Source organism: Pseudarthrobacter sp. CCNWLW207, assembly GCF_037203945.1.
Lineage (GTDB): Bacteria > Actinomycetota > Actinomycetes > Actinomycetales > Micrococcaceae > Arthrobacter.
In genome coordinates, this window is the sequence record NZ_JBBCBS010000006.1 from 219,231 (window position 1) to 244,502 (window position 25,272).

Annotated in this window: 27 protein-coding genes and 1 pseudogene; 15 read left to right on the top strand and 13 right to left on the bottom strand. The window is 64.0% G+C overall.

What is annotated here, in order from left to right; genetic code table 11:
- The first annotated feature begins 7 nt into the window (after positions 1-7).
- The gene (locus tag V9L17_RS12515) at positions 8-475 is read left to right on the top strand and encodes an SRPBCC family protein (RefSeq protein WP_337346133.1); all 468 of its coding nucleotides are present in this window, start codon (positions 8-10) and stop codon (positions 473-475) included.
- Between the two features lie 265 nt (positions 476-740).
- Here the strand turns inward: V9L17_RS12515 and efeB are convergent, their stop codons facing one another.
- From efeB to V9L17_RS12560, 9 genes and pseudogenes are all read right to left on the bottom strand, one after another.
- Positions 741-2,123 (bottom strand): iron uptake transporter deferrochelatase/peroxidase subunit, encoded by a 1,383-nt coding sequence (gene efeB / locus V9L17_RS12520; RefSeq protein WP_337351659.1) that lies wholly within the window; start codon positions 2,121-2,123, stop codon positions 741-743.
- Positions 2,120-3,280, bottom strand: coding sequence for an iron uptake system protein EfeO (gene efeO, locus V9L17_RS12525; protein WP_337351660.1), 1,161 nt, complete (start codon positions 3,278-3,280; stop codon positions 2,120-2,122). The genes efeB and efeO overlap by 4 nt, the downstream gene beginning before the upstream one ends.
- A 215-nt stretch (positions 3,281-3,495) precedes the next feature.
- Positions 3,496-3,714: pseudogene (locus tag V9L17_RS12530) on the bottom strand (high-affinity Fe2+/Pb2+ permease); the annotation flags it as partial.
- 122 nt (positions 3,715-3,836) lie between these two features.
- Positions 3,837-4,610, bottom strand: a complete 774-nt coding sequence (locus tag V9L17_RS12535) for an ANTAR domain-containing protein (protein WP_337351661.1) — start codon at positions 4,608-4,610, stop codon at positions 3,837-3,839.
- A 164-nt stretch (positions 4,611-4,774) separates the two neighbouring features.
- Positions 4,775-5,176, bottom strand: coding sequence for a VOC family protein (locus V9L17_RS12540; protein ID WP_337346138.1), 402 nt, complete (start codon positions 5,174-5,176; stop codon positions 4,775-4,777).
- 10 nt (positions 5,177-5,186) lie between these two features.
- On the bottom strand, positions 5,187-5,672 hold the full coding sequence (locus V9L17_RS12545; RefSeq protein WP_337351662.1) for a helix-turn-helix transcriptional regulator: 486 nt from the start codon (positions 5,670-5,672) through the stop codon (positions 5,187-5,189).
- 9 nt (positions 5,673-5,681) lie between these two features.
- Entirely contained in the window at positions 5,682-6,416 is a 735-nt protein-coding gene (locus tag V9L17_RS12550) for a GAF and ANTAR domain-containing protein (protein ID WP_337346140.1), read from the bottom strand.
- 52 nt (positions 6,417-6,468) lie between these two features.
- The gene (locus tag V9L17_RS12555; RefSeq protein ID WP_337351663.1) at positions 6,469-7,914 is read right to left on the bottom strand and encodes a TrkH family potassium uptake protein; all 1,446 of its coding nucleotides are present in this window, start codon (positions 7,912-7,914) and stop codon (positions 6,469-6,471) included.
- 3 nt (positions 7,915-7,917) lie between these two features.
- Positions 7,918-9,900: an amino acid transporter gene (locus tag V9L17_RS12560; protein WP_337351664.1), complete on the bottom strand. Its 1,983-nt coding sequence runs from the start codon at positions 9,898-9,900 to the stop codon at positions 7,918-7,920.
- Between the two features lie 225 nt (positions 9,901-10,125).
- Between V9L17_RS12560 and V9L17_RS12565 the strand changes: the two genes are divergently transcribed.
- From V9L17_RS12565 to V9L17_RS12585, 5 genes are all read left to right on the top strand, one after another.
- Positions 10,126-10,455, top strand: a complete 330-nt coding sequence (locus V9L17_RS12565; RefSeq protein ID WP_337351665.1) for a PadR family transcriptional regulator — start codon at positions 10,126-10,128, stop codon at positions 10,453-10,455.
- Position 10,456: 1 nt separating this feature from the next.
- Positions 10,457-10,822, top strand: coding sequence for a DUF1048 domain-containing protein (locus V9L17_RS12570; RefSeq protein ID WP_337346144.1), 366 nt, complete (start codon positions 10,457-10,459; stop codon positions 10,820-10,822).
- Positions 10,819-11,655 (top strand): ABC transporter ATP-binding protein, encoded by an 837-nt coding sequence (locus tag V9L17_RS12575; protein WP_337351666.1) that lies wholly within the window; start codon positions 10,819-10,821, stop codon positions 11,653-11,655. Before V9L17_RS12570 ends, V9L17_RS12575 begins: the two co-directional genes overlap by 4 nt.
- The gene (locus V9L17_RS12580) at positions 11,652-12,416 is read left to right on the top strand and encodes an ABC transporter permease (protein WP_337346146.1); all 765 of its coding nucleotides are present in this window, start codon (positions 11,652-11,654) and stop codon (positions 12,414-12,416) included. The genes V9L17_RS12575 and V9L17_RS12580 overlap by 4 nt, the downstream gene beginning before the upstream one ends.
- 182 nt (positions 12,417-12,598) lie before the next feature.
- Positions 12,599-13,435, top strand: coding sequence for an alpha/beta fold hydrolase (locus tag V9L17_RS12585; RefSeq protein ID WP_337351667.1), 837 nt, complete (start codon positions 12,599-12,601; stop codon positions 13,433-13,435).
- Between the two features lie 43 nt (positions 13,436-13,478).
- On the opposite strand, the gene V9L17_RS12590 is transcribed toward V9L17_RS12585, so the two are convergent.
- From V9L17_RS12590 to V9L17_RS12605, 4 genes are all read right to left on the bottom strand, one after another.
- A complete protein-coding gene (locus V9L17_RS12590; RefSeq protein WP_337351668.1) occupies positions 13,479-14,252 on the bottom strand; it encodes a GAF and ANTAR domain-containing protein in 774 nt (257 codons plus the stop codon).
- Positions 14,253-14,328: 76 nt separating this feature from the next.
- On the bottom strand, positions 14,329-14,655 hold the full coding sequence (locus V9L17_RS12595; protein WP_337351669.1) for a hypothetical protein: 327 nt from the start codon (positions 14,653-14,655) through the stop codon (positions 14,329-14,331).
- Between the two features lie 170 nt (positions 14,656-14,825).
- A complete protein-coding gene (locus tag V9L17_RS12600) occupies positions 14,826-15,839 on the bottom strand; it encodes a WxL protein peptidoglycan domain-containing protein (protein WP_337351670.1) in 1,014 nt (337 codons plus the stop codon).
- A 104-nt stretch (positions 15,840-15,943) separates the two neighbouring features.
- Positions 15,944-16,522 (bottom strand): hypothetical protein, encoded by a 579-nt coding sequence (locus V9L17_RS12605; protein ID WP_337351671.1) that lies wholly within the window; start codon positions 16,520-16,522, stop codon positions 15,944-15,946.
- A gap of 379 nt (positions 16,523-16,901) precedes the next feature.
- On the opposite strand from V9L17_RS12605, the gene V9L17_RS12610 reads away from it, so the two are divergent.
- The 9 genes from V9L17_RS12610 (at position 16,902) to V9L17_RS12650 (ending at position 25,252) form a co-directional block, all read left to right on the top strand.
- On the top strand, positions 16,902-17,333 hold the full coding sequence (locus V9L17_RS12610) for a DUF309 domain-containing protein (protein WP_337351672.1): 432 nt from the start codon (positions 16,902-16,904) through the stop codon (positions 17,331-17,333).
- A 123-nt stretch (positions 17,334-17,456) separates the two neighbouring features.
- Positions 17,457-17,894 (top strand): VOC family protein, encoded by a 438-nt coding sequence (locus V9L17_RS12615; RefSeq protein ID WP_337351673.1) that lies wholly within the window; start codon positions 17,457-17,459, stop codon positions 17,892-17,894.
- Positions 17,895-18,082: 188 nt separating this feature from the next.
- On the top strand, positions 18,083-19,063 hold the full coding sequence (locus V9L17_RS12620) for a hypothetical protein (protein ID WP_337351674.1): 981 nt from the start codon (positions 18,083-18,085) through the stop codon (positions 19,061-19,063).
- Positions 19,064-20,189: 1,126 nt separating this feature from the next.
- Complete coding sequence (gene paaA, locus V9L17_RS12625) at positions 20,190-21,233, top strand: 1,2-phenylacetyl-CoA epoxidase subunit PaaA (protein WP_337351675.1); 1,044 nt, start codon at positions 20,190-20,192, stop codon at positions 21,231-21,233.
- Entirely contained in the window at positions 21,230-21,616 is a 387-nt protein-coding gene (paaB, locus tag V9L17_RS12630; protein ID WP_337351676.1) for a 1,2-phenylacetyl-CoA epoxidase subunit PaaB, read from the top strand. Before paaA ends, paaB begins: the two co-directional genes overlap by 4 nt.
- Positions 21,617-21,666: 50 nt before the next feature.
- Entirely contained in the window at positions 21,667-22,575 is a 909-nt protein-coding gene (paaC, locus tag V9L17_RS12635) for a 1,2-phenylacetyl-CoA epoxidase subunit PaaC (protein WP_337346285.1), read from the top strand.
- A 5-nt stretch (positions 22,576-22,580) separates the two neighbouring features.
- A complete protein-coding gene (paaD, locus tag V9L17_RS12640) occupies positions 22,581-23,123 on the top strand; it encodes a 1,2-phenylacetyl-CoA epoxidase subunit PaaD (RefSeq protein ID WP_337351776.1) in 543 nt (180 codons plus the stop codon).
- Positions 23,124-23,132: 9 nt separating this feature from the next.
- On the top strand, positions 23,133-24,374 hold the full coding sequence (paaE, locus tag V9L17_RS12645; protein ID WP_337346157.1) for a 1,2-phenylacetyl-CoA epoxidase subunit PaaE: 1,242 nt from the start codon (positions 23,133-23,135) through the stop codon (positions 24,372-24,374).
- 98 nt (positions 24,375-24,472) lie between these two features.
- Entirely contained in the window at positions 24,473-25,252 is a 780-nt protein-coding gene (locus tag V9L17_RS12650; RefSeq protein WP_337351677.1) for an enoyl-CoA hydratase/isomerase family protein, read from the top strand.
- Positions 25,253-25,272 lie beyond the last annotated feature (20 nt).

Consider the following 25,272-nt stretch of genomic DNA (forward strand, 5'->3'; position numbering starts at 1 on the left):
TGGCAGCATGTCTACCTATGAAGTGACCCGCAGCGCATTCATTCCGGCTCCGGCCGAGGCAATCTTCCCCCTCATCAACAACTTCCACGAATGGACCCAATGGTCTCCCTGGGAGAAGGTGGACCCCGCCCTGGAACGCCACTATTCCGGCAACGCTGCCGGCGTCGGGGCGAAATACTCCTGGAGCGGCAACCGCAAGGCCGGCAGCGGAAACATGGAAATCGTGGAGTCGACGGAGCCCCGATTGGTCAGGGTCCGGCTCGAGTTCACCAAGCCGTTCAAGGCCGTGAACCCGACCACCTTCACGCTGACCCCGGTCGACGGCGGCACCAACGTGAAGTGGACCATGACGGGCGAGAACAAGGGATTGGCCAAGGTCTTCGCCCTGTTCATGAACATGGACAAGATGGTGGGCGGCGACTTCGAAAAGGGCCTGCAGGCACTCTCGGCAGCGGCGTCCGCGCGTACTCACTAGGGCGGCCTTGTCCCGCATGAGCTGCCGTGGGCCGCATGAGCGGTGTTGGGCGGCACCGTTCATGCGGGCCCGGGCCGCGGAAGCCGGCAACGGTGTTCGGGCTGTGAGGATGCGGACAGTTCGAAGTCCGCGTTCAGTCCTCGTATGGATGGACCGGGAACGCTGAGGCAGCCCTGGAACTCGCCAAGCAGCACCAGGATCTGAACCTGCCGGGCAGCCGAATCGTGGTCCACCAGGACCAGCAGGTCCCCGGAATGCAGGGCGCCTACGTAAAAAGCCCTTCGCCGATGTATCCTCCCGGCTGGACGCCGGGAGGGACCGCTGCCAGGGCCGAGCCGGTGTGTTTGAGGTATTCCACGGCCAGGGTGTCCTGCTTGGCCATGGCCATCTGCATCGGGACGTAGTGCGTGCGGGGATCCCTGACGAAGGCAACGAAGAACAAACCGGCGTCGAGGTGCCCCAGCCCGTCGGAGCCGTCGGTGTAGTTGTAGCCTCGGCGGAGCATCCGGACTCCGTCGTTCTGGTCGGCGTGGGCCATTCGGACGTGAGCGTCCATACCAATCAAGGGTTCGCCGTCCTTGCCTTTAAGGGCAAAATCAGGGGCGCTGAATTCCTTGCCTCCGGATAGCGGGGACCCTTCGGACTTGGTCCGCCCGATCAAGCCCTCCTGTTCGCGGAGCGAGGTGCGGTCCCAGATCTCGATGTGCATACGGATCCGGCGGGCCACCAGGTAGCTGCCGCCCTGCATCCATGCTTCCTCTGGACGGGAGCCTGCACCCGCCCACACGTGTTCGTTCAGCAGGGCTGTATCTTCGGCTTTGATGTTGTTGGTGCCGTCCTTGAATCCGAAAAGGTTGCGTGGGGTCTGCTGGCTCCGGGACGTCGAGGAGGTGCGGCCAAAGCCGAGCTGGGACCAGCGCACCCGGACCGTGCCGAAGCCGATGCGGGCGAGGTTGCGGATGGCGTGGACGGCCACCTGCGGATCGTCCGCGCAGGCCTGAACGACGATATCGCCGCCGCTGCGGTTCGGTTGCAGGTCATCGCCGGGGAAATGTGGCAGGTCGATCAGGGCTTCGGGGCGGCGGCCTTCCAACCCGAAGCGGACTTTGCCGTCCTTTTCGAACAGGCCAGCGCCGAACCCGAAGGTCACAGTGAGCTTTGCAGCGCTGAGGCCTAAGGCTTCGCCAGTGTCCTCCGGCGGCGCGTCGTAGGGGCCGTCCGCCGCGCCGGTGGTGCCAGTTTGGCGGCCTTGGCTCATGGCCTCGGCGGCCGCCGTCCAGTCTCTCAAGAGCCGGATCACGGCGCCGCGGTCGTCCGTGGTGACGTCGAAGGCAGCCATATGCAGGCGGTCCTGAGCCGGTGTGGTGATGCCGGCCTGGATGCTTCCGTGGAACGGCACAACGTCTGCTTCGGCCGGGGTCGGAGCTGTAGCGGGAGCCAAAGCGTCATGGCTGAGCAGGCCTGCGGCCACGCCTGCAATGGCTCCTGCACCGCCTACGCTGGCCAGTGCCAGGAGGCCCCTGCGCGACATGCGCGTCGCCGGCGCCTCACTTTTGGCCGATTCGGCGGCGGAAGTGTCTGCACCGAGTGCGTCCGGTCCGGCAGCGTCTCTTCCCGCCTGGCCCCCGCCGTACGGGCAGCCGCTCACAGAACGACGGCGGCGGTCAGGTTGGACAGCGGCTCACCGAGGGCGTCCACCAGGGCGGCGAGCTTCTGTACCTGCTCCGGGGTTAGCTCGTCGTAGTACATGAAGCCTTCGCCGCGGGCGTGCTGCGTGAGTTCGGCCTGGAGAGCGGCGAACTTCGCCTCCAGCGACGTGGCGAGTGCCGGGTCTTTCTGCTCCAGGACGGGTTTGAGGTTCTCAAAGGCGATCCGGGCGCCGTCCACGTTGGCCTGGAAGTCCCAGAGGTCCGTGTGCGACCAAATTTCCTCTTCACCGGTGACCTTGCCGGTAGCAACTTCGTCCAGCAGTTCCTTGGCGCCGTTGCCCAACTTGTCGGGGGTGAGTTCAACGTTGCGGGTACGGCTGACCAGATCCTCGGTGTCGGCGACCAGTTGGGCGGAGAGCCTTTCGCGTTCGGTTGCACTCAGCGCAGCGAATCCGGCAGGCGGGAAGAGGTCCTTTTCGGCGCGGTGCCAGCCAGTCCATTCCTCGCCCGGCGCAAGGTCTGCCTCTCGGGCATCCAGCTTCGGGTCGAGGTCGCCGAAGGATTCCGCAATGGGTTCGATCCGCTCCCAATGCATCCGGGTGGCGGCGTAGAGGTCCCGGGCCTTGGCGGCATCGCCGGCGGCGTAGGCTGCGGCGAACTCCTTGGTGCCGGCCAGGAGCTGCTCGGCCTGGTCCTTGACGTACGCCATGTACTGGGCCGTCCCAGTGTCCGTGAGGGCCTTGATGCTGGTGTCCACTGCGGGCGTGTCCCCGGATTCGGTGATCTCGAAGGCGGAGCGGATGCCCTCGCCCTGCATGCCCGGCTTGCACGCAGTTATGTACTTGCCGGCGGGTGCAGTGGCCACCAGGTTGCGGGTCAGACCCGGTCCGATGTTCTCCACCTCGCCGATGATGCGCAGGCCGTCTTCGGCGAGGAGGTAGAACTCGGTGACCTGGTCGCCATCGTTCTGGATGGCGAACGTGATGTTGCCGCTCTTGGCGCTCGCGGTGGACAGCGAGCAAACGTCATTGGTGCTGGAAACCTTGATGGGGCCGGTGGCGGCCGGAGCGCTGTTGTTCGTGCAAGCGGCCAGTGCCAGCGGAAGGATAGCTGCGGCCAGCATGTAACGGAAATGCCGGTTGGCGAACTGAGGCATGGGGATATTCCTTTGGGGATGCGGTGGTGTGGAAGGGGAAGGCTAGGATTTTGACGCGAAAGTCGGCGGGCTCTGGGGCTCATCCACCGGGTCATGCGCGCGGTGATCGGTGCGGAGGATGAAAAACATCACCGGCGGGACGTACAGCAGCCAGGTAGTGTCGGGGGAGAAGTTCAAGGTGCCCTTGAGCAGCGTCCCGTACCAGGATGACGGCGGATGGACAGGCTACCGCCGATGGCCTCCTGCGTTTCGAACGTCAGTCCGCGGGGGCCGAAACTGAGGAGGGCCTCGAAGCCCTCGGCAACTCCCACGCCGGCCCACAGCTTGGGGAGCAGATGCGACCGGCCACTCTTGGACAGGTAGGCCATCAGCAGGACGATGATGAGGGTCGCCTCAAGGCCTTCGCGCAGGCCAAACAGATAGTTCGCGGTCATTCGCCAGTGCACCTCGCCTCGTGGAAGCCAAGGTTAGGCTTACCTAAGAAGGAAGAGTACCCAGCTGTGCCAATTAAGCAAAGTTTTTGTGAGCTATTTCCTATTGCAATAGGCGTCAAGCATCAGCTGTCGAAGTGGGGTTCGGGGGCGCCGCCGTAGCCTTCCAGGATTGATTCCGCGAGGAGGCGCAGCTTCACGTTCCGGTGGCTTGAGGCCCTGGCTAGGATGTGGAAGGCTTCGTCGTAGGAGCATCTGTTCTGCCCCATGATCACGCCGCAGGCGATGTCTATCGTCGTGCGGCTGATCAGGGCCGAGCGCAGCTGGTCTGTGAATTCGGACGCCCGCCGCACCTGCGTCGCCAGGCGCAGGCTCCTCGATCCAACATCCCGGAAGGCAAAAGCCTGCGACATGAGCTCAGTGGTGAAGATGTTGGGCTCGGCCGCGAAGAAAGACAATGCGCCCGCATAGCCGTGATTCACCTTCAAGGGAAGGCTCATAGCGCTCAAGTAGCCAGCCGCCTGCAGCCGTTGGCGGTAGTGGGGCCACCGCGGGTCCCGGGATTCGGCGTTGAGGAGGATGGCAACGCTGCCGTCCAGCGATTCCGACGCCGGGCCGTGCGAATGTTCCTGGTCCCACCTGGTGAGCGCCACGGCTGCGTCAGGCGCGCCGGCCGTGACCGGTTTCCGCTTCGGTGCCCGGAGGGTCACCGCACAGTCAAGGACCGCGTCGGCGGCCCTGGTCAGGGCCGCGGCCCCTAGGCCAGCGAGCACGTCCAGTGACGCGGCCTCCGTGGGTGCCACCAGATCGTAAAGGAGATCCGTGCCGTCCCAGCGCCAGTGGGTCGGCAGCTCAAGTTCGTCCGAGCCCCTGCCGGCATGTGTTTGACCATCGTTCACGTGATCGCCCCCATCAAGTGAGAAGGGCCGTCGCTACTGCAGCCAATCCCGAGCCTAGGGGGCTCACAACCGGGGCACACGAGTAGTTAGTACTCATATTTGATTAACCCCGGCACGGAGCGGCCCGGGTCCCGCAATGGGATCCGGGCCGTGTTCCGCCAGTGTCAGCCTTGGTTGATGCGGATCATATTGCCGGAGGGGTCCCGGAACGCGCAGTCACGCGGGCCCCACGGCTGGGCCTTCGGTTCCTGCAGGACCTCGGCCCCTGACGCGCGGAGCCTTTCGAACGTCGCATCGAGATCGTCCGTGTTGAACACCAGCATGGGCATGACGCCCTTGGTGAGGAGCTCCTGGATGGCGTCTCCGTCTGCCTGGGAGCGGCCTGCGTGGGGAGGCGAAAGAACGAGCTCAAGGTCGGGCTGGGCGGCACTTCCAAGGGTGACCCAGCGCTGTCCGTCCGAGCCGACGTCGTTCCGCACTTCAAAGCCAAGCGCGTCGCGGTAGAACGCGAGGGACTCGTCGAGATCGTTGACGGTTACGTGTGCGTATTTCAATGAAATGTTCATGTTTCACACGCTATTGCAGCTGTGGCGCGGGCGCTTCTTCAATCCTGCTCAGTGTTTCCCGTGCCACTCCACTGCCTGCTTTCTTGCTTGCTGCCGACGCCTTGCGGTCCGGCCGCGTGTGTTGTTTGGCGATGCAGTTGGGCATGGCCTTCACTGCGTGGTGTTCCCTGGAGCGGTACTCGCTGGGGGTGATGCCCACGACCTCTGTGAAGCGGGAGCTGAACGAACCCAGCGATGTACAGCCCACCTCCATACAGGCGTCGGTCACGCTGATGCCGGCCCGCAGCAGGGCCATGGCGCGTTCGATCCGCCGTGTCATGAGGTAGTTGTAGGGCGTCTCGCCATAGGCAGCCTTGAACTGGCGCGAGAAGTGCGCCGGCGACATCAGGGCGCCGGCAGCCATGGTTGGCACGTCGAGGGGCCGCGCATATTCGCGATCGATCAGGTCGCGGGCGCGGCGCAGGTGGGCCAGATTGGCCAGCTCCTGCGGTGTCATGCGGTCATTTTACGCGTCGAAGTGGGTGCTGGGCTTGTCGCCGGAGATCTTGATGACCATTTCCTCGGCCACGTCCCGGAGCTTCTGGTTCCGGTGGCTGGAGACGTTGGTCAGGATGGTCATGGCTTCGGCCTGGGTGCAGCGGTTCTGGCCCATGATGATCCCGCAGGCCAGGTTGATGGCTGTCCGCTTCTGCATCGCTGCGCTGAGGTCATCGGCGGCGCCCTGGGCGGTGCCCACTTTCAAGGCGAGGCGGACGGCGCTCCCGGCAAGGTCGGCGAAGCCGGCGGCTTCCTTGATGATGTCGTCAGAGAACACGCTGGTGGAAGTAGCGAAAAAATTCAGGGCGGCGGAAGAGTCTTCGCCGATCTCCAGCGGCACGCCCAGTGCGCTGAGGATGCCCTCGTCATACAGCGCTTTCTGGTAGCGCGGCCAGCGCGGGTCGGTGCGGACATCGCCCAGGAGGGTGGGCCTTTGGGTCTGGAGGGCTGTGATGCAGGGTCCCTCACCTACCTGCTGCTCGATTTTGTCCAGGTGGATGGCCTTGGGGCTGCTTCCGCCAACGGTCCTGGTGTGCTTGACGCGTTTCAGAGTCACGCCACATTCCACGGTTTCACCGGCGTTCCGGCTGATCACGTCGGCGGCGATAGCAGCGAAGCCTCCCAGGAACTCGGCTATTGAATCTGTGCCGATTATCAGGTCCTGGAGTTCAAGGAGGAGGTCGCGCTCCGGCGTAGTGGACATCTCCACAACCTATTCCCATCGGTTAGCGCCCGCAACTGGAAAGGGCTGGGGACTAACCGATGACGGGGCGCTCTTCCGGCAGGCTATAGAGCCTCGGCCGGGAGGAGAGGGCCAGCGCGGACGCTACTGTCACGGTGCCGATCCTGCCGAGGAACATCAGCGCCATGAGGACCCACTCGGCCGACGGCGGGAGGTTGTACGTGATACCGGTGCTCATCCCCACGGTGGCGAACGCGGAGATGGATTCGAAAAGTACCTTCTCCAGGCTGTAGTCCGTCAGCATCAGCAGCGCCAGGGTGCCGCCCACCACCGCGGCGACCCCCAGCAGCGCCACGGACAGAGCTTGGCGCTGCGACGAGGCGCTGATGGAACGGTGGGCGATGGTCACCTCATCCCTGCCGCGCACCTCGTTCCAGATGGAGAACGCCAGCACCAGGAACGTGGTGATCTTGATGCCGCCGGCGGTACCGGCGCTGCCGCCACCGATGAACATCAGGATGTTGGTAACCATCAGTGTCTCAGGAGCCGCGGCACCGTAGTCGATGCTGTTGAAGCCGGCAGTGCGGGGGAAGACGCCGCCGGCCAGTGAACCCAACAGCTTGCCCGTCAGTGACAGGCCGCCCAGGGTCTCGTTTCGCTTCCATTCGAAGGCTCCGAACAAGGCGATGCCGCCGGCGAGTAGCACTAGGGTGCCGTAGATGGTCAGGCGCAGGTGAATGCTCCAATTCCGGGGTTTCACGTCGCCCCGGAGCAGTTGGATGATTACCGGAAACCCCAGGCCGCCGGCAATGATGGCCAGGCAGACGGGGACGATGATCAGGGGGTCTTCGGCGAAGCCAACGAGGTTGTCGCTGTAGAGCGCGAAGCCGGCATTGTTGAAGGCCGACACCGCATGGAAGGAACCGTGCCACAGTGCCGTCAGGGGATTCTGGTCATAGGCCAGCCAAAATCGGACCGTCAGAATAACGGCTGTGACCGCCTCGATGCTGACCATGAGCCTGGCCACCCGCAGCAGCACGTGCCTGACATCGCCCAGGTTCAGGGTGTGCGTTTCGGACTGCGCCACCAGTTGCCCGCGCAGGCCTATGCTCTTACGGACCAACAGTGCCAGCAGCGTCGCCAGGGTCATGATGCCGAAGCCGCCCACCTGGATCAGGAACATGATCACAGCCTGCCCGAACGGCGTCCAGTACGTTGCCGTGTCCACAGTGATAAGCCCTGTTACGCAGACAGCCGACACAGACGTGAACAGGGCGGCCATCAGGGGGTCGCTTACCAGGTCGCTGCCGGTCCGGGCCATCGGAAGCATCAGCAGAGCCGCACCCAGTCCGATGACGGCCAGGAACGCCAGCGGGACCGAACGCACCGGGTGCAGGAGGGCTCGGCGTATGGGGTTATCGCTCCGCGGTTCGGGGATTCGTCCGCCCCTCAGGCCCGGCACTGCAGCGCCGTTCCGGGGTGGCGCCGGCGCGCCGTTCCGGAACCTGCTCAGGGACATGTCCTAGCCCACATGGATGCCAGGACGGCGACTCGGGTCGGGTTCATTTTCCCTGATGATCTCCCGGACCACGGGGGCCGTGTCACCGCGGCCCAGCAGCAGGTAGCGCATCAGGTGTGCCAGGGGGTTGCCTTCCGCCCACTCAAAATAAGCGTGTGGCCGGACTCCCGTGGCGTCGCGGAGGGCCAGCAGGATGGCGGCGATGGCGTTGGGAGCGGCAGGGCTCTCGGCGCGAAGGACGCGGTGTCCGTCCACCTCGATTCCACGCACCTCCAGCACATCACTGAAGCCCGAGGGATCGGTGACGTCGATTTCCAGGAAGATCACATCAGCCGTTCCAGGCACGGGATTGTTCTCACGCTGCTGGGCTTCCTTCGCGCTGTATTCCGCTGCATCGCGGGCCTGCGGGCGGTTGGCGATCAGGTTGATCCGCCCGTCGTAGTCAATCGTGTCGGTGATAAAGCGGCGGGCGTCGTCGTCGAACTCGATTTTATGAACCCTGAGTTCGGTGGTGCGGCTGACCCGGGACACCAGCGAGACCACAATGATGCCCACGATGAACAGCCCGGAGATCGCCAGGCCGTCCGGTTTGGCGATCACGTTGGCGGCCAGTGCGTACAGCAGTATCAGGGTCAGGACAGAGAACCCGACGGCGGCGCTCCGCCTTTTGCTGCGCGCCGCGGAGATGCTGACGGCTACCGCCCCGGAAACCATCATGGCCAGGATCCCGGTGGCATACGCGCCGGCCTGGGCATTGACGTCGGCCTTGAACCCTATGGTGATCAGGATGCTAATGGCGGTGTAGACTAGGACCACCGGCCGCACGGCCCGCGACCAGTCTGGGGCCATGCCGTAGGACGGCAGGTAGCGGGGAACGATGTTGATCAGACCGGCCATGGCGGAGGCGCCGGCGAACCACAGGATCAGGATGCTGCTGACGTCGTAGACGGAACCGAAACCGTTGCCCAGCAGCTCGTGGGCCAGATAGGCAAGGGCGCGGCCGTTGGCTTCACCGCCGGCCTCGAAGGCGTCGGCGGGGATCAGCACCGTGGTCACGAAGCTGCTGCCCAGGAGGTAGACGCTCATGATCAGGGCGGCCGTGGTGAGGAGCTTGCGCGTGTTCCGGACGCGGGCGGCAAGGCGTTCCTCCGCGGTGGCGCCATCGGCCGCGACCAAGGGCATCATGCTGACGCCGGTCTCGAAGCCGGAGAGGCCCAGGACCAGCAGGGGGAAGGCGAGTAGGGCGGGACCGGCGATGTCCCCGAAGCCCATACCGGAGGAGGTGAGCGCGGCGGTCCAGGCGGACAGCGCACCTGGCTGCGTGACGGCGTCGAACATTCCCACGCCGATAATCACGGCGTTGAGCAGCAGGAAGATGGCCACCAAGGGGATGGCGACTGCAACCGCTTCAGAGAAGCCAAGAAGGAACACTCCGCCCAGGATCAGCAGGAGCGCCACGGTGATCAGGACGGCCTGGCCGTCCAAAAAAGGCGGCAAGTAAGGGTTCTCCAGCATGTGGACGGTGGCGTCGGCGGCGGAGAGGGTGATGGTGATGATCCAAGACGTGGCAACGAAGCCGAGCAGGATGAGGACAAAAATCTTTCCCCGCCAGAACGGCAGCAGCTTCTCCAGCATCGCCACCGATCCCTGACCGTGAGGGCTTTCATGCGCGACCCGCCGGTACATCGGCAGCATGCCCAGCAGTGTCAGGCCAACAATGAGCAGGGTGGCAAGCGGGGAGAGCGCCCCGGCGGCGAGGGCGGCGATGCCAGGCAAGTAGGAGAGGGTCGAAAAGTAATCCACTCCCGTGAGGCACATGACCTTCCACCAACTGTGGGCCGGTGCGTGGTCCTCCGCGGCTTCGGGGCCTACCGGCTGGTGGACTGTATGTTCCAGCAGCCACCTGGTCAGCCGGTTTCCAGGGTCGCCGTCCCGCTCCGGATTCGGAACACTGGCGGGGATGCAGAAGCGGGTGGGTGCAGTCAACGGGTTACTTTCTCTACCCGCGCAGGCGGGATCGGCGTGAATAACCAACGGAGCGTAGCACCGGGCCAAGGGCGCCCAGCGGCGGAACCCGGGATCTTAACGCGTTCTTAACGCCGGCCCCACAGCACCTCCAGACGGATCATTTTGAGGCCTTGCACTTCGGCTACTTAGCGCTACTATGTACTAGTAGCTAGTAACACTGAGTAGTGGATGAGAAGGTGTCCGGTGGGTAAGCAAATGACGGAGATGCTCAAGGGGACACTGGAGGGCATTGTTCTTGCCCTCCTGACCGGGAGCCCGGCCTACGGGTACGAAATCACCACGCTGCTCCGGGCGCAGGGGTTCACCGAAATCGCCGAGGGGACCGTGTACGCGCTGCTGGTCAGGATCGAGCAAAAGGGCCTGGTGGACGTCGAGAAGCGGCCCTCCGAGAAAGGGCCGCCGCGCAAGGTGTACACGCTCAACACACAGGGCGAAAAAGAACTGGACGAATTCTGGAAAACATGGAGCTTCTTGTCCGAACGGCTTGAACAGCTCCGCACGGGAGGAAAGTGATATGGCAGCCAAGTGGATCGAGCTGGTGACCGGCTCGCTCGAGCAGAAGAAGCAGTACAAACAGTCCAAGGCGCGGCTGGAAGCCCTGCCCGAGCCCTACCGCGCCGTGGCGACCGCCTTCAACCGGTACTTCATGTACTACGGCGGGGTCACCGAGGGGGACACCATCGTGCAGATGTTCTCGGACCTGGCGGACCTGTGGGAACGCGCTGCCATCGACGGCACGCCAGTGGTGGAGATCGTCGGCGAGGATCCCATCGAGTTCGCCGAGAGCTTCGCTCAGGCCTACGGCGGAAAGCGATGGATCGACAAGGAACGGGCCCGTCTCATCGAGGCGGTCGATAAGGCGAAAGAGGCAGGATCGTGACAACCGCCGCTATCCGGGTGCAGGGCATCGAGAAGTCCTTCAAGGACGTGCACGTCCTGCGCGGTGTGGACTTTGACGTGGCCGCGGGGAGCATCTTCGCGCTGCTCGGTTCGAACGGCGCGGGCAAGACCACGCTGGTGCGGATCCTGTCCACGCTGCTGAAGGCCGACGCCGGCACCGCCATGGTGCACGGCTTCGACGTCACCGCGGAGCCCGGCGACGTGCGCGAGTCGATCAGCCTGACCGGCCAGTTCGCCGCGGTCGATGAAGTACTAACCGGCCGGGAAAACCTCGTGCTCGTAGCCAAATTGCGTCATCTAAAGGACCCGGGGGCGGTCGCCGATGGGCTGCTTGCGCAGTTCAACCTCGCGGATGCGGGTTCCCGCAAGGCGTCGACGTACTCGGGGGGCATGCGACGCCGGCTCGACATCGCGATGAGCCTGATCGGGAACCCGCCGGTCATCTTCCTCGACGAACCAACAACGGGGCTCGACCCCCAGGCTCGCATCGAGGTGTGGCAGACCGTTAAGCGACTCGCCGGCCAGGGCACCACGGTGCTACTGACCACGCAGTATCTCGACGAGGCAGAACAGCTCGCTGACCGCATCGCGATCCTGCACAAGGGCACGATCATCCAGAACGGGACGCTCGCCGAACTCAAGCAACTCCTCCCGCCCGCCAAAGTCGAGTACGTGGAGAAGCAGCCCTCCCTCGAGGACGTCTTCCTCTCCCTCGTCGGTACCACCAGCGAGCGCCCTACCGCCGACGACGGCCCGACCACCGACGGCGGTCACGCTGCCGGCTCGGTCCCAGCACGAAAGGAAGTCCGATGACCGCTCACGTTCTCGGCGACACACGCGTCCTGACCAGCCGCTCGCTGCGCCACATCCTCCGCAGCCCCGACACGATCATCACCACCGCTGTCACCCCGATCGCGCTGATGCTGCTGTTCGTGTACGTCTTCGGCGGTGCGATCAACACCCGATCCGACACGTCGTACATCAACTACATGCTCCCTGGCATCCTGCTCATCACGATCGCGTCCGGAGTCGCGTATACCGCGTACCGGTTGTTCCTGGACATGCAGGGCGGCATTTTCGAACGCTTCCAATCCATGCCGATCGCGAGGTCGAGCGTGCTCTGGGCCCACGTCCTCACCTCCCTGGCCGCGAACCTGGTCTCGGTAGGGCTCGTGATCGGCGTCGCCCTCGTCATGGGGTTCCGCACGGGGGCATCCGTGGCTTCCTGGCTTGCCGTCGCCGGCATCCTGGTCCTGTTCACCCTGGCGCTGACCTGGATCGCCGTGATCGCCGGGCTCTCGGCGAAGACTGTTGACGGCGCGAGTGCGTTCAGCTATCCACTGATCTTCCTGCCGTTCATCAGCTCGGCATTCGCGCCCACCGATTCGATGCCGGGCCCGGTCGCATGGTTCGCTTCGAACCAGCCCGCCACCTCCATCGTGAACACCATCCGGGCCTTATTCGCCGAGGAACCGGTGGGCAGTGACATTTGGATCTCCCTCGCCTGGCTCGTCGGTATCCTGGTTCTCGCCTATGCCTTCGCGACCGCCATTTACCGTCGCAAGATCTCCTAGGGTTTTGTCGGGCAAGCTCCCTGTCAGGCACGACGGCGGTGCCGCCGTCGTGCCCCAGGTTGCAGTGTGGCGTGTGCCTCAATCAGTCCGCGGAAGAATTTGTGCCGGCCGTGCACTGGCTGTGCAGCGGGTGCAATGTCAGGATTGAAGGCAGGCACGCAGAGGCCAGAGGAGGCTCACGGATGACCGATGGGACGACAGCCGCCCGCGAGACCGGATACGCGTCGGTCAATGGGCTCCAGATGTATTACGAGTTGCACGGGGAGGGCGGCACTCCGCTGTTGCTCCTGCACGGCGGGCTATTCGACATCGAGCAGCAGTTCGGTGCGCTGATCCCGAGTTTGTCGGGCGGGCGCCGGGTGATCGCCGCGGACTTCCAAGGGCATGGACGCACTAACGACATCGACCGGCCGCTTGGCACTCACGCCCTGGCGTCTGATGTCATCGGGCTTCTTGAGCACCTCGGTGTCGGCAGCGTGGATGTGTTCGGGTTCAGCGTCGGCGGTGCGGTCGCGCTGGACCTGGCGATCCACCACCCGGAACTTGTGCGCAAGCTCATCGTTTCGTCGGTGTCGTTCCGGCCAGAGGGGGATCGCGGCGGCAACGAGGAAGCTGTCGCGGAGATGACGGTGGACATGATCGCGGGAACCCCAATGGAGGAACGTTACCTCACAGTGTCCCCGCATCCCGATCGCGAGCACTTGCAAGGCCTGCTCGATAAGCTCTCACACTACGGCTCGGGCGAAACCGGATGGAGCGATGATGAGATCCGCGGAATCGCTGCCCCGACGCTCTTCACGGTGGGTGACTGCGACATGGTCAAGCTCGAGCACGCGGTGAAGTTCCTCAAACTGCGAGGGGGAGACGTGAACGGCGACTTCGAGGGCGTGCCCGCTTCGCAGCTCGCGGTATTCCCCGGAACGACGCACTTTTTCGGGCTCGCGCGGACCGACCTCGTGCGCGAGGTAGTTACCACGTTCCTCGACGCTCCCGCGCCCACCGGCTGGGCCGACCGGTAAGGGCGCCGGCCAACAACCCCCGTATCACCCCAGCAAGTCCGCTTTAGGACGCCTTGCTCGCCGTACCTTTGCCGCCCACGGAGTCCACCACGGTGGAGGCCACCTCGCGGAGTTTCACATTGCGGCTGTTGGACGCCCGGGTGAGGATGCTGATGGCCTCGTCCTGGGAGCTGCCGTTCTGCGCCATGACCACGCCCACCGCCATGTCGATGATGGTCCGTGACTGCATCGCTGCCAGGAGGTCCTCGTGTACGCCCTTAAGGTGCGCCATGCTGAGCGCGAGCTGTATGGATCGTGACGCGTTGGCCACGAAATTTTCAGCGGTCAGGACGTCCAGGTCCGAGAATCCGTTGGGTTGTCTGGAATAGAGGTTTGTCACCCCGTGCGCCTCGCCCGCCAGGTTCAAGGGGACGGCAAGTACGGAGCGAACGCCGTTGTCCAGTGCGGCCTCCGTGTAGCGGTGCCACCGTTCCTCGACAAGAAGGTCGGGGATCAGGATGGTGGTGTTCCCATGTAAGGCCGTGAGGCATGGCCCCTCGCCGAAGCCGTTCTGCAGCTCATCCAGGGACGCCGCCCGCGCATCGCTGCTGGCTGCCACCGCGGGCTTTTTCTCCCGCAGTACGGTCACGCCGCAATCAATAATGTTGTCCTGCGTCGAAAGGCACGACGCCGTCATGATGGCCAGTTCGGTGAGGAAAGAAGTGATCTCTGGGCTGTCCAAGACAAGCCCCAAAAGTCTGTGTTCATCCTCGGCCGCTGCCACATGGCCCGCCGTTCGGCCCTCGCCTTTGGTAGCCCCCAGCTGATTGTGGTCCAAAATGTTCCGCCTCCTTCGCCGAAACCAAGTCCCCTTCCGACGTTACCCCCGTCGGAAGGTGGTGGACATCCCTAATTCATGCGGATAACGGCTCCGCGTTAGGGGTTCTGTTCGGCCCTCCCGCTGGGTAGTTACGGGGTGTGCCGCTGCCGGCTGCCGTGTCCTCGCGCCGGATGATCTCCATGGCCTCCGGATCCAGCAGCCTGCGGGTGCCGGTCCGGGCGTCCAGGATCCAGAACAAATCCAGTTTGGGAACGACGTCGGTCACCCGGCCCTCGTGGAAGAGCTTGCCGTTGTGCCACGCCTCGATGTAGTCGCCGGCCTGCAGCCGGTCGGTGTTGACTCGTTCGGTCTGGACCGGTTCGGTGTGGATCCGGCCAGTGCTAATACGTTGAGTTCCCATGTGAGCCGCCTCCAACTCGTTGTGTCCCCGTACGGCCAAGCTTGCCGTGGCGACGTTGCCGGAGTGTTTCGCGGGGATGATTTTCCTGTGTCGTCGACCCGGGGGCGTGCGTGGCCGGCTGTAACCCGGGGCGGGAAACAGGCACATCAGAACTTCGCTGCGAAAAGGGGTTAGAGTCCGGGGACAGTTTCCGGATCTCGGGTTTCGCGTTCTTTTGCGGTGACCTGGGCGATGGCGTGCCGGGCGCGGCGGACAAATCGGGCCGTCCGCCATGCGCCGTAGGTGGCGCCTAGTACAAGGAAAAGCCCGGCGATGAGGAGTGGCCAGGGTGCGTAGGCGATGCTCGTCTCGGAATGCTCTGTGCCCGCTTCGGAGGTGACGGTGGCCGCCGCGGTGCCGGACTGAATTGCGGGTGCCTGTGGCAGGCTGGCGTGAAGTTCGAGCGTGGAGCCGGGCAACATGCCTTCTGGTGTGTCGAACTTAAGCTGGGTGTTCGCTCCGACCCAGCTGCTGACATCGAGCGTGCCGGACGGGTGCAGGATGGTATTGCCGGTGTTGTCCAGGGGCAGGGCGAACGTGACTGTGTCCCCGGTCTTCTCCCAGCTCAGGCCGCCGTGTTTGAGTGTGCTGACAGCGGTGCCTGCGACGTTGAGGTAAATGCGGACTCCCTGGCGCTGGATGACGTCTAGGCGGACGGCTGTGTCTCCTTCCACGGTGGAGGTCTTGCCTTGCACCGGGGGGCTTTGGATGATCAGCCCGCCGGCGTAGTCTCCCGGTGGGGTTTCGGCGGGGACGCTGATCCTGAAGGGGACTCTTAGTTCAGAGTTCGCCGCAAGAGTGATGTGGTCGTTGGCCAGTTGCACCCAGCCGCCCACGCCGGGACGCGGCTCGTCCTGGTTGGCCAGCGCGAAGGCGCCTTGCGGTGTGCTGGTGGCGTCTACGGGATAGTTCAGCAGCGTCACGGCCGTTTCAGTGTGGTTGGTGACGATCGCGGTAGCCTCTAGCGCTGCCCCGGGGTAGAGGGAGATGTGGAAGAAGTCGGATTCGTTCGCAGGCCGAATTCCCAGCGCCCCGTTGTCGACCGCAGCTACCGGTCCGGAACCGGCAAGCAGGCAAAGGGCCAACGCCGCCGTGATCAGTGCAGTGCTCAGGGCCCGGTGGGGCCGGGAAAAGGGAATGGTCATGGAGGGTCCTTAGATCAGCAGCCGCATTGCCCGTTGTTCGGGTAGGGGCGCAACCCGCCGTCCGTTCTCCCCGGGAGAGAACATCCGGCGGGTGCGCAAGGGCTCTAGGAGATGGTGTACGTGAGCGTGGAGACGTAGGGCAGGAGAGCAGTCGACCCAACGGCGCCAAAATAATTCGACCGGTAGGTGTTTGCCGGGACGGCCAGGCTGTAGGTGGGTGTTAGCGCGTAGGTTCCCCTGTTGGCTCCCCCGGACGTAACGAGGGCCTGGGCCGACCCCGACATTGCCAGGGCCGGTGCAGTGATGCCGGCGACAGGGTCGGCGCCCGACCCCGCGGTGACCGTGCCCGGGGTGATGGTCAGGTTGGAAACGGGGATGGTGCGAGCCGTTGTTTCAACGGTTCCGGCCGCGCTGGTGGGGACCGTGGCGGTAACTGACAACGTCCATGCTTGGCCTGTGCCGCGGGAGTCTGAAATGCTCCACGGGGACGAAGATGTTCCCGTGGCGGCTTTGTCTGTTCCGTCGAGTGTCACACCGCTCAGGTTCGCCCCGGACGTTGTGGAGGTCAGGGATCCACCGGAAATGGTGGAATCGACCGTGTCCGCCGTTGCCGCCGGCAGGACCGTAGTGAGCAGGATTCCGGCGGCGGCAAGGACGCCTGCGGCCTTGATGAATTTGCGCATGGGATTTCTCTCCAAAGGTTGTGGGCACGCCAAGAGCACGGCCGCGATGTGGCACGACGAAGTGATTGAGATACGCAAGACCGTGCAGGGTGAAGGTCCAACGGGATAACGAGGATCCGAGGGCGGGTTGAACAACCCGCAGCTTCCCACATCCGGCCCGCAGATAGGCACTGGTCTTGCGTGAGAGCAATAAGGAATTCGTTCTGTAGCCCCCACCATGAACGAACATCACCAAACGATGTGGTGTGTATGTGTCACTGTACGCTAGTCGCCGGCCGGCACTCCGGACAGGGACGGCGGAACAGATGTTCACAGGCGGGTCATAGCATGGGGGTATGAAAGTTGGGATGATCCGGGGACGCTCAGGGCGGAAACTGACATGACCGCTGACAGGGACAGGGATGCTTCACAGCGCCCCCGGCAGGCGCGGCCGCGTGACGCCCTTGGGCGGCCGCTGCCGTACGGAAGCGTCGGCGTCGAACCGGTCTCGGAGGAGCCGCTGCCGCCGGCGCAAACGTTGGTCACGGCTCGGAGCCTGGTGGAGGCTGGCCGGCCCTTCGCCGCCCATGAGGTACTCGAGGCCCGCTGGAAAGCCGGGCCAACCGAAGAACGCAACCTTTGGCAAGGACTCGCCCAAATCTGCGTCGGTCTCACGCACGCCGCCCGGGGCAACAATGTTGGCGCGCTCCGGCTCATCGAGCGCGGCGCGGCCCGACTCGCCGAGTACGGTTCCGGCAGCGGCCCGACCTACGGGCTCGACTTGGAGGCTGTTGTCAATTGTGCACGTGACCGGATGCGCACTGCCCCCTGAACTGACGGCCGCGGTCAGCCGGCATTTTCCTTGGAGGCAAGCCACCGGTTCAGCGCTTCTTGCCCCACACCCAGAACGGACGTGACGCTGGAGCTATGCGGTCGGCCTTGGTAGCTTCAACGCATGGCCATCAAATTTGAGAACGTCGGCATTGCAGTTCGGGACCTCGAAGCAGCCATCGCTTTTTTCACAGATCTCGGTCTTACGGTTGTCGGCCGTGACACCGTCAGCGGCGAGTGGGCCGATACTGCGGTCGGACTTGATGGCAACCACGCGAAAATTGCGATGCTCCAAACCCCCGATGGTCAGGGTCAACTGGAACTCTTCGAATACATCCACCCTGAAGCGATCGAGACGAACCCAACTCGTCCGAACGACATCGGAATGCACCGCGTTGCCTTCTCGGTTGACGACATCGACCAAGCCCTTGAAATAGCTGCGAAGCACGGATGTACTCCGCTGCGCGGCGTGGCGACCTACGGTGACGTCTACAAGCTCACGTATCTCCGCGGACCCAGTGGAATCCTCGTCATGCTCGCTGAGAAACTGACAAAGGACTGACGCCGGGGTCTGGCCGATGAGGGAGGCCTGCGCCCCAACCGCGCAATAACGCCGTAGTAACGGCCAGCGTGAGCCAATAACTAAAGCGACCTTCGCACTTTCTTGTGAACAACGCCGGTCAGAGAATTGAAGATGACGGAAGTCCGCGCTGCAGCAAGGGAATGAGCAGAGGATCCAGGTGAACGCCGGTGAGTTCGCGCAACACTGTGGGACGAAGGCAAACCTCGAAGCTCAGTCATGGGTTTCGCACTTCTGCCACTGGGCGGCTTCGCTCGTCTTCGGGGAAGCGTGATGTAAAAACCGCGAGCGGAGCCGATCTCAGTCACTCGGTTTTACAATGGTTTGCCATTATTGCGCCCCTCACCACCGTTGCCACCGCTTTGGCATTTTGGTTCGGCTGGACCATGACGGCTACTCGGACAGCCTATTTTGGCATTGATCAAAGTATCCTTGGGTATTCCACGGTCGATTATCTCCTGCGCAGTGCAGATGCGCTGATTGTTCCTGCCATTTTTATTCTGCTCATCACGGTTGTATGTGTTGGAATTCATGCGGTGACCGCTGCAATTATCAGGCGGGAAGTTGGTCTTGGGTACGTCCAAATCGGGGCCGTATTCGTGTTGTTGGCCGGGACATTCGTCACCTCGCTTGGAGTCTGGACGATGTTCGAGGATCTTCCCTTTGCCACTCCCTTCCTTTTCGAACCTTCCGCGCTGGGAGGTGGAATCGCAGTCAGCGCCTACGCTTTCTGGGTGCTCCGACGAACGGCCCTCGGCGCGAACACGGTAAGGCGCCTGCCAATGTGGGAAAAGCTCGGCTACGTTGCCGTAGTTCTCCTCGTGGTGGTGGCACTCTTCTGGGCCTGCTCTTCCTATGCGGGAGCCCTTGGCACCGGCAGGTCCCGGGAGTACGCCCAGGATCTGGAGCGGCGTCCAGCGGTGACTGTCTACAGCATGCAGTCGCTCGCGCTGGGATCCTCCGTGACAGAGGAAAAAATCTCAACCCCCGGCTCGAAGTACGGCTTCAAGTACACCGGGCTCAGATTCGTGACACTCAGCTCCGGCAAATACTTCCTGCTGCCAGCGGACTGGTCACGGAGCGCCGGCGTGGCGATCGTTTTGGATGAAAGCTCCGAATACAGGGTTGAGTTCGAGCCGGGAAGGGGATAAGCAGTGCAGCGGAAAATAATAGCCCTAGGAACCAGTTGTCTGATAGCCGTTGCCGCGCTCAGCGCCTGCGTCGCGGAACAGCCGACAAACGGCGAAACATCTGAGCCGGCCGCGGTGGATAACCGCGTCAAAGTGGGCGGAAACAACTGGATATATGAACCTGGGGCTAATGCTGAAGTTGTCAGGGTCGGCGCGGTTGAATCTTTTGAAATTGTCAATGAGACCGATGAGGACATTTCACCTGAAGTTGGATTTGGAAATGTCCTGTTCAGGGAGATCTCGAACGGATGCACAAACATTGTTCTCAAACCTGGCCAGTCCTGCCGGGTTCTTGGAGAGTGGGTGCAAGGGGGTGTCAGAAAAGCAACCTTGGACGTAGCGGTCACCAAGCAGAGTACGCCCGGCGCTACGAAGGAAAAAATCTCCATTCCGCTTGAGGCGACTTCACGTTCGGAGGTGCCAACAGGAAAAACCGTCTCACCTACACCGGCTTCTACCACTGCGTCGCCGTCGCCTTCAGAGACTTCGACAACGGGCACTCCCACACCATCGACCTCGACCTCGGGGACGTCAACACCTTCGAGTTCACCAACGGGGACGTCAACGGGTTCGGCTCCGCTGGGTCAGACGCCGTCTCCAAGCGCAACGCTGGGTGGTCTATAGCGTTGGTGACCCTGGTGCCTGGACAGCGGGAAAATTCGAGCAGCTGGTCAGGCGTGGGCATGGAGGAAGTGCTCGATGCCGTTCTCTCCCAGGGAGAGCCCGGTTTGGGCGAAGTCAGGTAAGTGGCAACCAACCCGAAATTGAGACTTTTTGTGCAGTGACGGCTCAGTCCGCTGCTGTCGCGCGCGCTCCTGCCCAGTTGCTCCCAGGTGGTCGCCATCCTGATGCCGGGACGCGCCGACGTCGTGGCGCGCCTTCGTGAAGGCAGGAAGAGTAACTGGGCGGGGACGTACGACGGCTGCCCGGCAGGCAGTGGGCCGCGTTCCCGGTCAGGGTGTCGCCGGCTCGCAGGAGCAGCATCCACCACGCCCCGCTGCTTGACGCCCTCCAACGCTTCCGCATATCCTGAACGAACGGTCGGTAAATAAATTAGTCCAATGAAGGCCTTTGCATAGGAGCAACCATGGCAGCGCATAATCTGCAGTCAGTGCCCGCTGAACAGTCCCCGGAAGGAACGGCGGCGTCATCCGCAGAAGCAGCACTCGCCCAGCGTGAGGCGGACGGTCAGGCGAACTTTGACCGCGTCATGGCGGAGGATTCCCGCATTGAACCCAAAGACTGGATGCCGGACGCTTACCGCAAGACCCTCCTGCGCCAGATCTCCCAGCACGCCCATTCTGAAATCATCGGCATGCAGCCCGAAGCTAACTGGATTTCGCGAGCCCCCAGCCTGAAGCGCAAGGCCATCCTCATGGCCAAGGTCCAGGACGAGGCCGGCCACGGGCTTTACCTCTACTCCGCCGCCGAGACCCTGGGCCAGCCCCGGGACAAGATGACGGCGGACCTCATCGCCGGCAAGGCCCGTTACTCCTCGATCTTCAACTACCCTGCCCTGACCTGGGCGGACATGGGTGCTATCGGCTGGCTGGTGGACGGCGCCGCCATCTGCAACCAGGTGCCGTTGTGCCGCGCCTCCTACGGCCCCTACGGCCGTGCCATGGTCCGCATCTGCAAGGAAGAGTCCTTCCATCAGCGCCAGGGCTTCGAAATCCTGCTGGAACTCTCCAACGGCACCCCGGAGCAGAAGCAGATGGCCCAGGACGCCGTGAACCGCTGGTACGCCCCGGCGCTGATGATGTTCGGCCCGCCGGACGACGATTCGCCCAACTCCCGCCAGTCCATGGCGTGGAACATCAAGCGCTTCAGCAACGATGAACTCCGCAGCCGTTTCGTGGGAATGATGGTGGAGCAGGTCCGCGTCCTGGGCCTCACGCTCCCGGACAGCAAGATTCGTTTCAACGAGGAAACCAAGAAGTGGGAGCACGGCCCGCTGGACTGGAACGAGTTCAAGGAAGTCCTCGCCGGCCGCGGCCCCTGCAACGCGCAGCGGCTGGAACGCCGCAGGGAAGCGCACGACGACGGCGCTTGGGTCCGCGAGGCAGCAGCCGCCTATGCAGCAAAACAGCACGCAAAACAGTCAATGAAGACGAAGGAATACGCAGCATGAGTCCCCACGGCAACCCGGAAGCCCCGGCCAGCTCCGCCACCGAGATCAACCGGGAGGCTCCGAAAGCGAGCCCTGAGGTCGGGCCCAAGGAAACGGAAACGGGCAACGCTTGGGGCCTGTGGGAGGTCTTCGTCCGGTCAAGCCGCGGGCTGAGCCATGTCCACGCCGGGTCCCTGCACGCGCCGGATGCCGCCATGGCCCTGCGCAACGCCCGCGACCTCTACACCCGCCGCAACGAAGGCGTGTCCATCTGGGTTGTCCCGGCCGATGCCATTGCCGCCAGCGATCCGGACTCCAAGGGCTCGTTCTTTGAGTCCCCGCAGGGCAAGGATTACCGGCACGCCACGTACTACACCAAGAGCGAAGGGGTGAAGCACCTGTGATCCCCACCGGCTCCCACAGCTCGCAAGCTCGCAGCGGGTCCCTCGCCGGCGTGGCCCCAACCACGGAAGGCCACGGCGACATCTCCACCGGCGTCCCCAATGCAGCCGGAGTGGCCGGCGGCGACAGCAACGCCAGCGCCACCCGCATCACGCCCGGCAACGCCCTGCGCCCGGAGGATATTGCCCTTGAGGTCCGCACCGGCCTGGTCAAACCCACCGAGGACGTGGCCGAGTACGCGCTCCGCCTCGGCGACGACGCCCTGATCCTGGCCCAGCGCCTGGGCCACTGGATCTCCCGCGCCCCCGAACTGGAGGAGGACGTGGCCCTGGGCAACATCGCCCTGGACCAGCTGGGCCATGCCCGGAGTTTCCTCACCTACGCCGGCGGCGCCTGGGAGAAGAGTGAGGATGACCTCGCCTACTTCCGGCGCGAGCACGAGTTCCGCTCCGCCCACCTCTTTGAGCAGCCCAACGGCGACTTCGCGGTGACCATCGCCCGGCAGTTCGTGGTGAGTTACTACCAGTTCGAGCTCTACCGCCGGCTCACGGAGTCCACCGATGCAACGCTGGCCGCCATCGCCGCCAAAGCCGTGAAGGAAGTGGACTACCACCGGGACCACAGTGCCCAGTGGATCCTTCGTTTGGCCGGCGGCACAGACGAATCCCGCAAGCGGATCATCCACGGCCTCAAGCTCGTCTGGCCCTACGTCGGCGAACTTTTCGAGGATGACGCCCTGGTGACCCGCCTGGCGGAGGCCGGTGCCGCCGTCGTGCCTTCCTCCATCAGGGAAGACTTTGACCGGCTTATCGGCGGAGTCCTCCAGGAGGCCGGGCTGGAGGTGCCGGACGTTCCGGCAGCACCTGGCGGCGGCCGGTCCGGCAAGCACTCCGAGCACCTGGGCTATGTCCTCGCGGAGATGCAGGTGCTGGCCCGCGAGTATCCCGGAGCAAGCTGGTGACGGTGATGGAAATGTACGTCGCCGGCTTCGAGGCCAAAACCAAGAGCGCCGAGCAAAAGGCGTGGGACATCGCCGCCACGGTGTGTGACCCCGAAATCCCCGTGCTCACCATCGCGGACCTGGGCATCCTCAGGGACGTGAAAATGGTCGACGACGGCGGGATAGTTCCCGCTGTCCAGGTCACCATCACGCCCACGTACTCGGGCTGCCCGGCGATGGACGCCATCCGCGACGACCTGAAGACCGCGTTCGCCAAGGAAGGCTACCCAAGTGTCCATGTGGACCTGGTGCTTGCGCCCGCGTGGACCACTGACTGGATGACGGACGCCGGCAAGGCCAAGCTGCGCGAGTACGGCATCGCCCCGCCCTCCGGCAGGGCTGCGGCCGCCAGGCACGCGGGCCCCATCCGTCTGCAAATGGCCGTCAAATGCCCGCAGTGCTCGTCGCTGAACACCAAGGAACTCACCCGTTTCGGTTCCACCTCCTGCAAGGCGCTGTACGTCTGCCAGGACTGCAAGGAACCGTTCGACTACTTCAAAGTCCTGTAAGGAAGCCCCATGCCTGTTGTCCGCCAGACCGCCGCCGAATCGGCGCAGGCCACCGGCCGCCGTCGTCCGTCCTTCCACACCCTCACCGTGGCGGAGGTGCGCCGGCTCACCGAAGACGCCATCGAGGTCACCTTCGGAGTACCCCAAGAGCTCGCCGGCCAGTTCGACTACCTGCCCGGCCAGTACGTGGCCCTGCGCACTACGCTCCCGGATGAGAACGGCGAGCCGCATGAGGTGCGCCGCAGCTACTCCATCTGCGCTGAGCCGCGCAGCTTCGAGGACGGCAGCAGCGAGATCCGCGTGGCCGTCAAGAAGGACCTGGGCGGCCTGTTTTCCACGTGGGCCAACGCGGAACTGAAGGCCGGCGACACCCTGGAGGTCATGAGCCCCATGGGCGCGTTTGTGTCCAAGCACGGGCGGGATGGCAAACCGGTGGACCAGAACGTCATGAATTCCATGAACCATCCGGAAGATCTGGCTGGGGAAACTGCCTCCATTGGGGGAGGCAGCTTCGTAGCCATTGCGGCCGGATCCGGCATCACCCCGGTTATCGCCATCGCCCGTACGCTGCTGGCCGCGAACCCGGAGACCCGGTTCGACTTGATCTACGCCAACAAGGCCGCCATGGACGTGATGTTCCTGGAGGAACTCGCGGACCTGAAGGACAAGTACCCTCAGCGGCTGGCCATCCACCACGTTCTGTCCCGCGAGCAGCGCATCGCGCCACTGCTGTCCGGCAGGATCGACGCCGAGAAGCTCCAGCAGCTCCTCGGCACCGCCATCCACGCGGACGACGTTGACGAGTGGTTCCTGTGCGGGCCGTTCGAACTGGTGCAGCTGTGCCGGGATACCCTGGCCGAGCGCGGCGTGAAGCCCGAGCATGTCCGGTTCGAGCTGTTCACGTCCGGGAAGCCGGACCGGCCGGAGGGCCACGCCGGCCGTCCCGTGGTGGTGGACGAGTCCAAGGAAACGTACAAGATCACGTTCAAGCTGGACGGGCTGCAGGGCGAGGTGGCCAGCCCCACGCACGCCCGGGAGTCCATCCTCAACGCCGCCCTGCGGGTCCGCCCCGATGTGCCATTCGCGTGCGCCGGGGGAGTGTGCGGCACGTGCCGGGCCAAGGTGGTCACCGGCAGCGTCACCATGGACGAGAACTACGCGCTGGAGCAGGATGAACTGGACAAGGGGTACGTGCTGACCTGCCAGTCTCACCCCACCACCAAGGAAGTCACCGTCGACTTCGACGTCTAAACACTAACGATTGAGTCCGGGGCCACGCCCGCAGGGTTCCCTGGCCGAGCTTGCGAGGATAGGGTGCGGGTGGGGACCCGGACGAACCAAGGAGCCCCATGATTTCCCTCTCCATCAGCAACGGCGTCGCCGAGGTAGTGCTGGATGCGCCGAACAAGCTGAACTCGCTGGACGAGCAGGCGCTCAAAGAGCTGGGCAAGGCGTACGACGACGCCGCTGCCGCCGCCTCGCGCGGTGAGGTCCGGGCGCTGCTCCTCAGGGGAGAGGGCCGGGCCTTCTGTGCGGGCCGGGATATATCGGGCGTATCGCCGGAGAGCGACGACGCGGCCGCGTACCTGGCGGGGCTGGTGCAGCCACTCCTCAAGAAGATGGCCGGCTTCCCGGCGCCGACGTTCGCTGCGGCGCAGGGAGCGTGCCTGGGGGTGGGGTTGGGCCTGCTGCTGGCCACCGACGTGGTGTACGTGGCGGAGAACGCGAAATTCGGATCGCCGTTCGCCAAACTGGGCGCCACGCTGGATTCCGGCGGTCATTGGTACTTTACCGAGCGGCTGGGCATGCACCGGACGCTGGACCTGATTTACACTGCGGAGCTGATGAGCGGCTCGGACGCCGTGGCCCAGGGTCTCTTCAGCCGGGCCATGCCGGCAGATGAACTCTTGGACAACACGCGGGCAATTGTGGCGAAGGTGGCGGTTGGCGCCACCGGCGCCTTCAAAGCAAGCAAGGAACTGGTGGCGCACATCAGGGACCAGCGGCTGGGCCTGTGGGACGCCATGAAAGAGGAAAATGCCGAACAGGCACGGCTCTGTAAAACCGACGATTATGCCGAAGGGTTCAGGGCATTTCAAGAGAAGCGAAACCCAGAGTTTACGGGCTAGCAATTGCTATCCCTAGGCCT

What these genes read in the sequence shown, in the direction of transcription:
- V9L17_RS12515 (WP_337346133.1), top strand. Translation starts at nt 8, where the DNA reads ATGTCTACCTATGAAGTGACCCGCAGCGCATTCATTCCGGCTCCGGCC.
- efeO (WP_337351660.1), bottom strand. Translation starts at nt 3,280, where the DNA reads ATGCCTCAGTTCGCCAACCGGCATTTCCGTTACATGCTGGCCGCAGCT.
- V9L17_RS12540 (WP_337346138.1), bottom strand. Translation starts at nt 5,176, where the DNA reads ATGAACATTTCATTGAAATACGCACACGTAACCGTCAACGATCTCGAC.
- V9L17_RS12545 (WP_337351662.1), bottom strand. Translation starts at nt 5,672, where the DNA reads ATGACACCGCAGGAGCTGGCCAATCTGGCCCACCTGCGCCGCGCCCGC.
- V9L17_RS12550 (WP_337346140.1), bottom strand. Translation starts at nt 6,416, where the DNA reads ATGTCCACTACGCCGGAGCGCGACCTCCTCCTTGAACTCCAGGACCTG.
- V9L17_RS12555 (WP_337351663.1), bottom strand. Translation starts at nt 7,914, where the DNA reads ATGTCCCTGAGCAGGTTCCGGAACGGCGCGCCGGCGCCACCCCGGAAC.
- V9L17_RS12570 (WP_337346144.1), top strand. Translation starts at nt 10,457, where the DNA reads ATGGCAGCCAAGTGGATCGAGCTGGTGACCGGCTCGCTCGAGCAGAAG.
- V9L17_RS12580 (WP_337346146.1), top strand. Translation starts at nt 11,652, where the DNA reads ATGACCGCTCACGTTCTCGGCGACACACGCGTCCTGACCAGCCGCTCG.
- V9L17_RS12585 (WP_337351667.1), top strand. Translation starts at nt 12,599, where the DNA reads ATGACCGATGGGACGACAGCCGCCCGCGAGACCGGATACGCGTCGGTC.
- V9L17_RS12595 (WP_337351669.1), bottom strand. Translation starts at nt 14,655, where the DNA reads ATGGGAACTCAACGTATTAGCACTGGCCGGATCCACACCGAACCGGTC.
- V9L17_RS12600 (WP_337351670.1), bottom strand. Translation starts at nt 15,839, where the DNA reads ATGACCATTCCCTTTTCCCGGCCCCACCGGGCCCTGAGCACTGCACTG.
- V9L17_RS12605 (WP_337351671.1), bottom strand. Translation starts at nt 16,522, where the DNA reads ATGCGCAAATTCATCAAGGCCGCAGGCGTCCTTGCCGCCGCCGGAATC.
- V9L17_RS12610 (WP_337351672.1), top strand. Translation starts at nt 16,902, where the DNA reads ATGACCGCTGACAGGGACAGGGATGCTTCACAGCGCCCCCGGCAGGCG.
- V9L17_RS12615 (WP_337351673.1), top strand. Translation starts at nt 17,457, where the DNA reads ATGGCCATCAAATTTGAGAACGTCGGCATTGCAGTTCGGGACCTCGAA.
- paaA (WP_337351675.1), top strand. Translation starts at nt 20,190, where the DNA reads ATGGCAGCGCATAATCTGCAGTCAGTGCCCGCTGAACAGTCCCCGGAA.
- paaB (WP_337351676.1), top strand. Translation starts at nt 21,230, where the DNA reads ATGAGTCCCCACGGCAACCCGGAAGCCCCGGCCAGCTCCGCCACCGAG.
- paaD (WP_337351776.1), top strand. Translation starts at nt 22,581, where the DNA reads ATGGAAATGTACGTCGCCGGCTTCGAGGCCAAAACCAAGAGCGCCGAG.
- paaE (WP_337346157.1), top strand. Translation starts at nt 23,133, where the DNA reads ATGCCTGTTGTCCGCCAGACCGCCGCCGAATCGGCGCAGGCCACCGGC.
- V9L17_RS12650 (WP_337351677.1), top strand. Translation starts at nt 24,473, where the DNA reads ATGATTTCCCTCTCCATCAGCAACGGCGTCGCCGAGGTAGTGCTGGAT.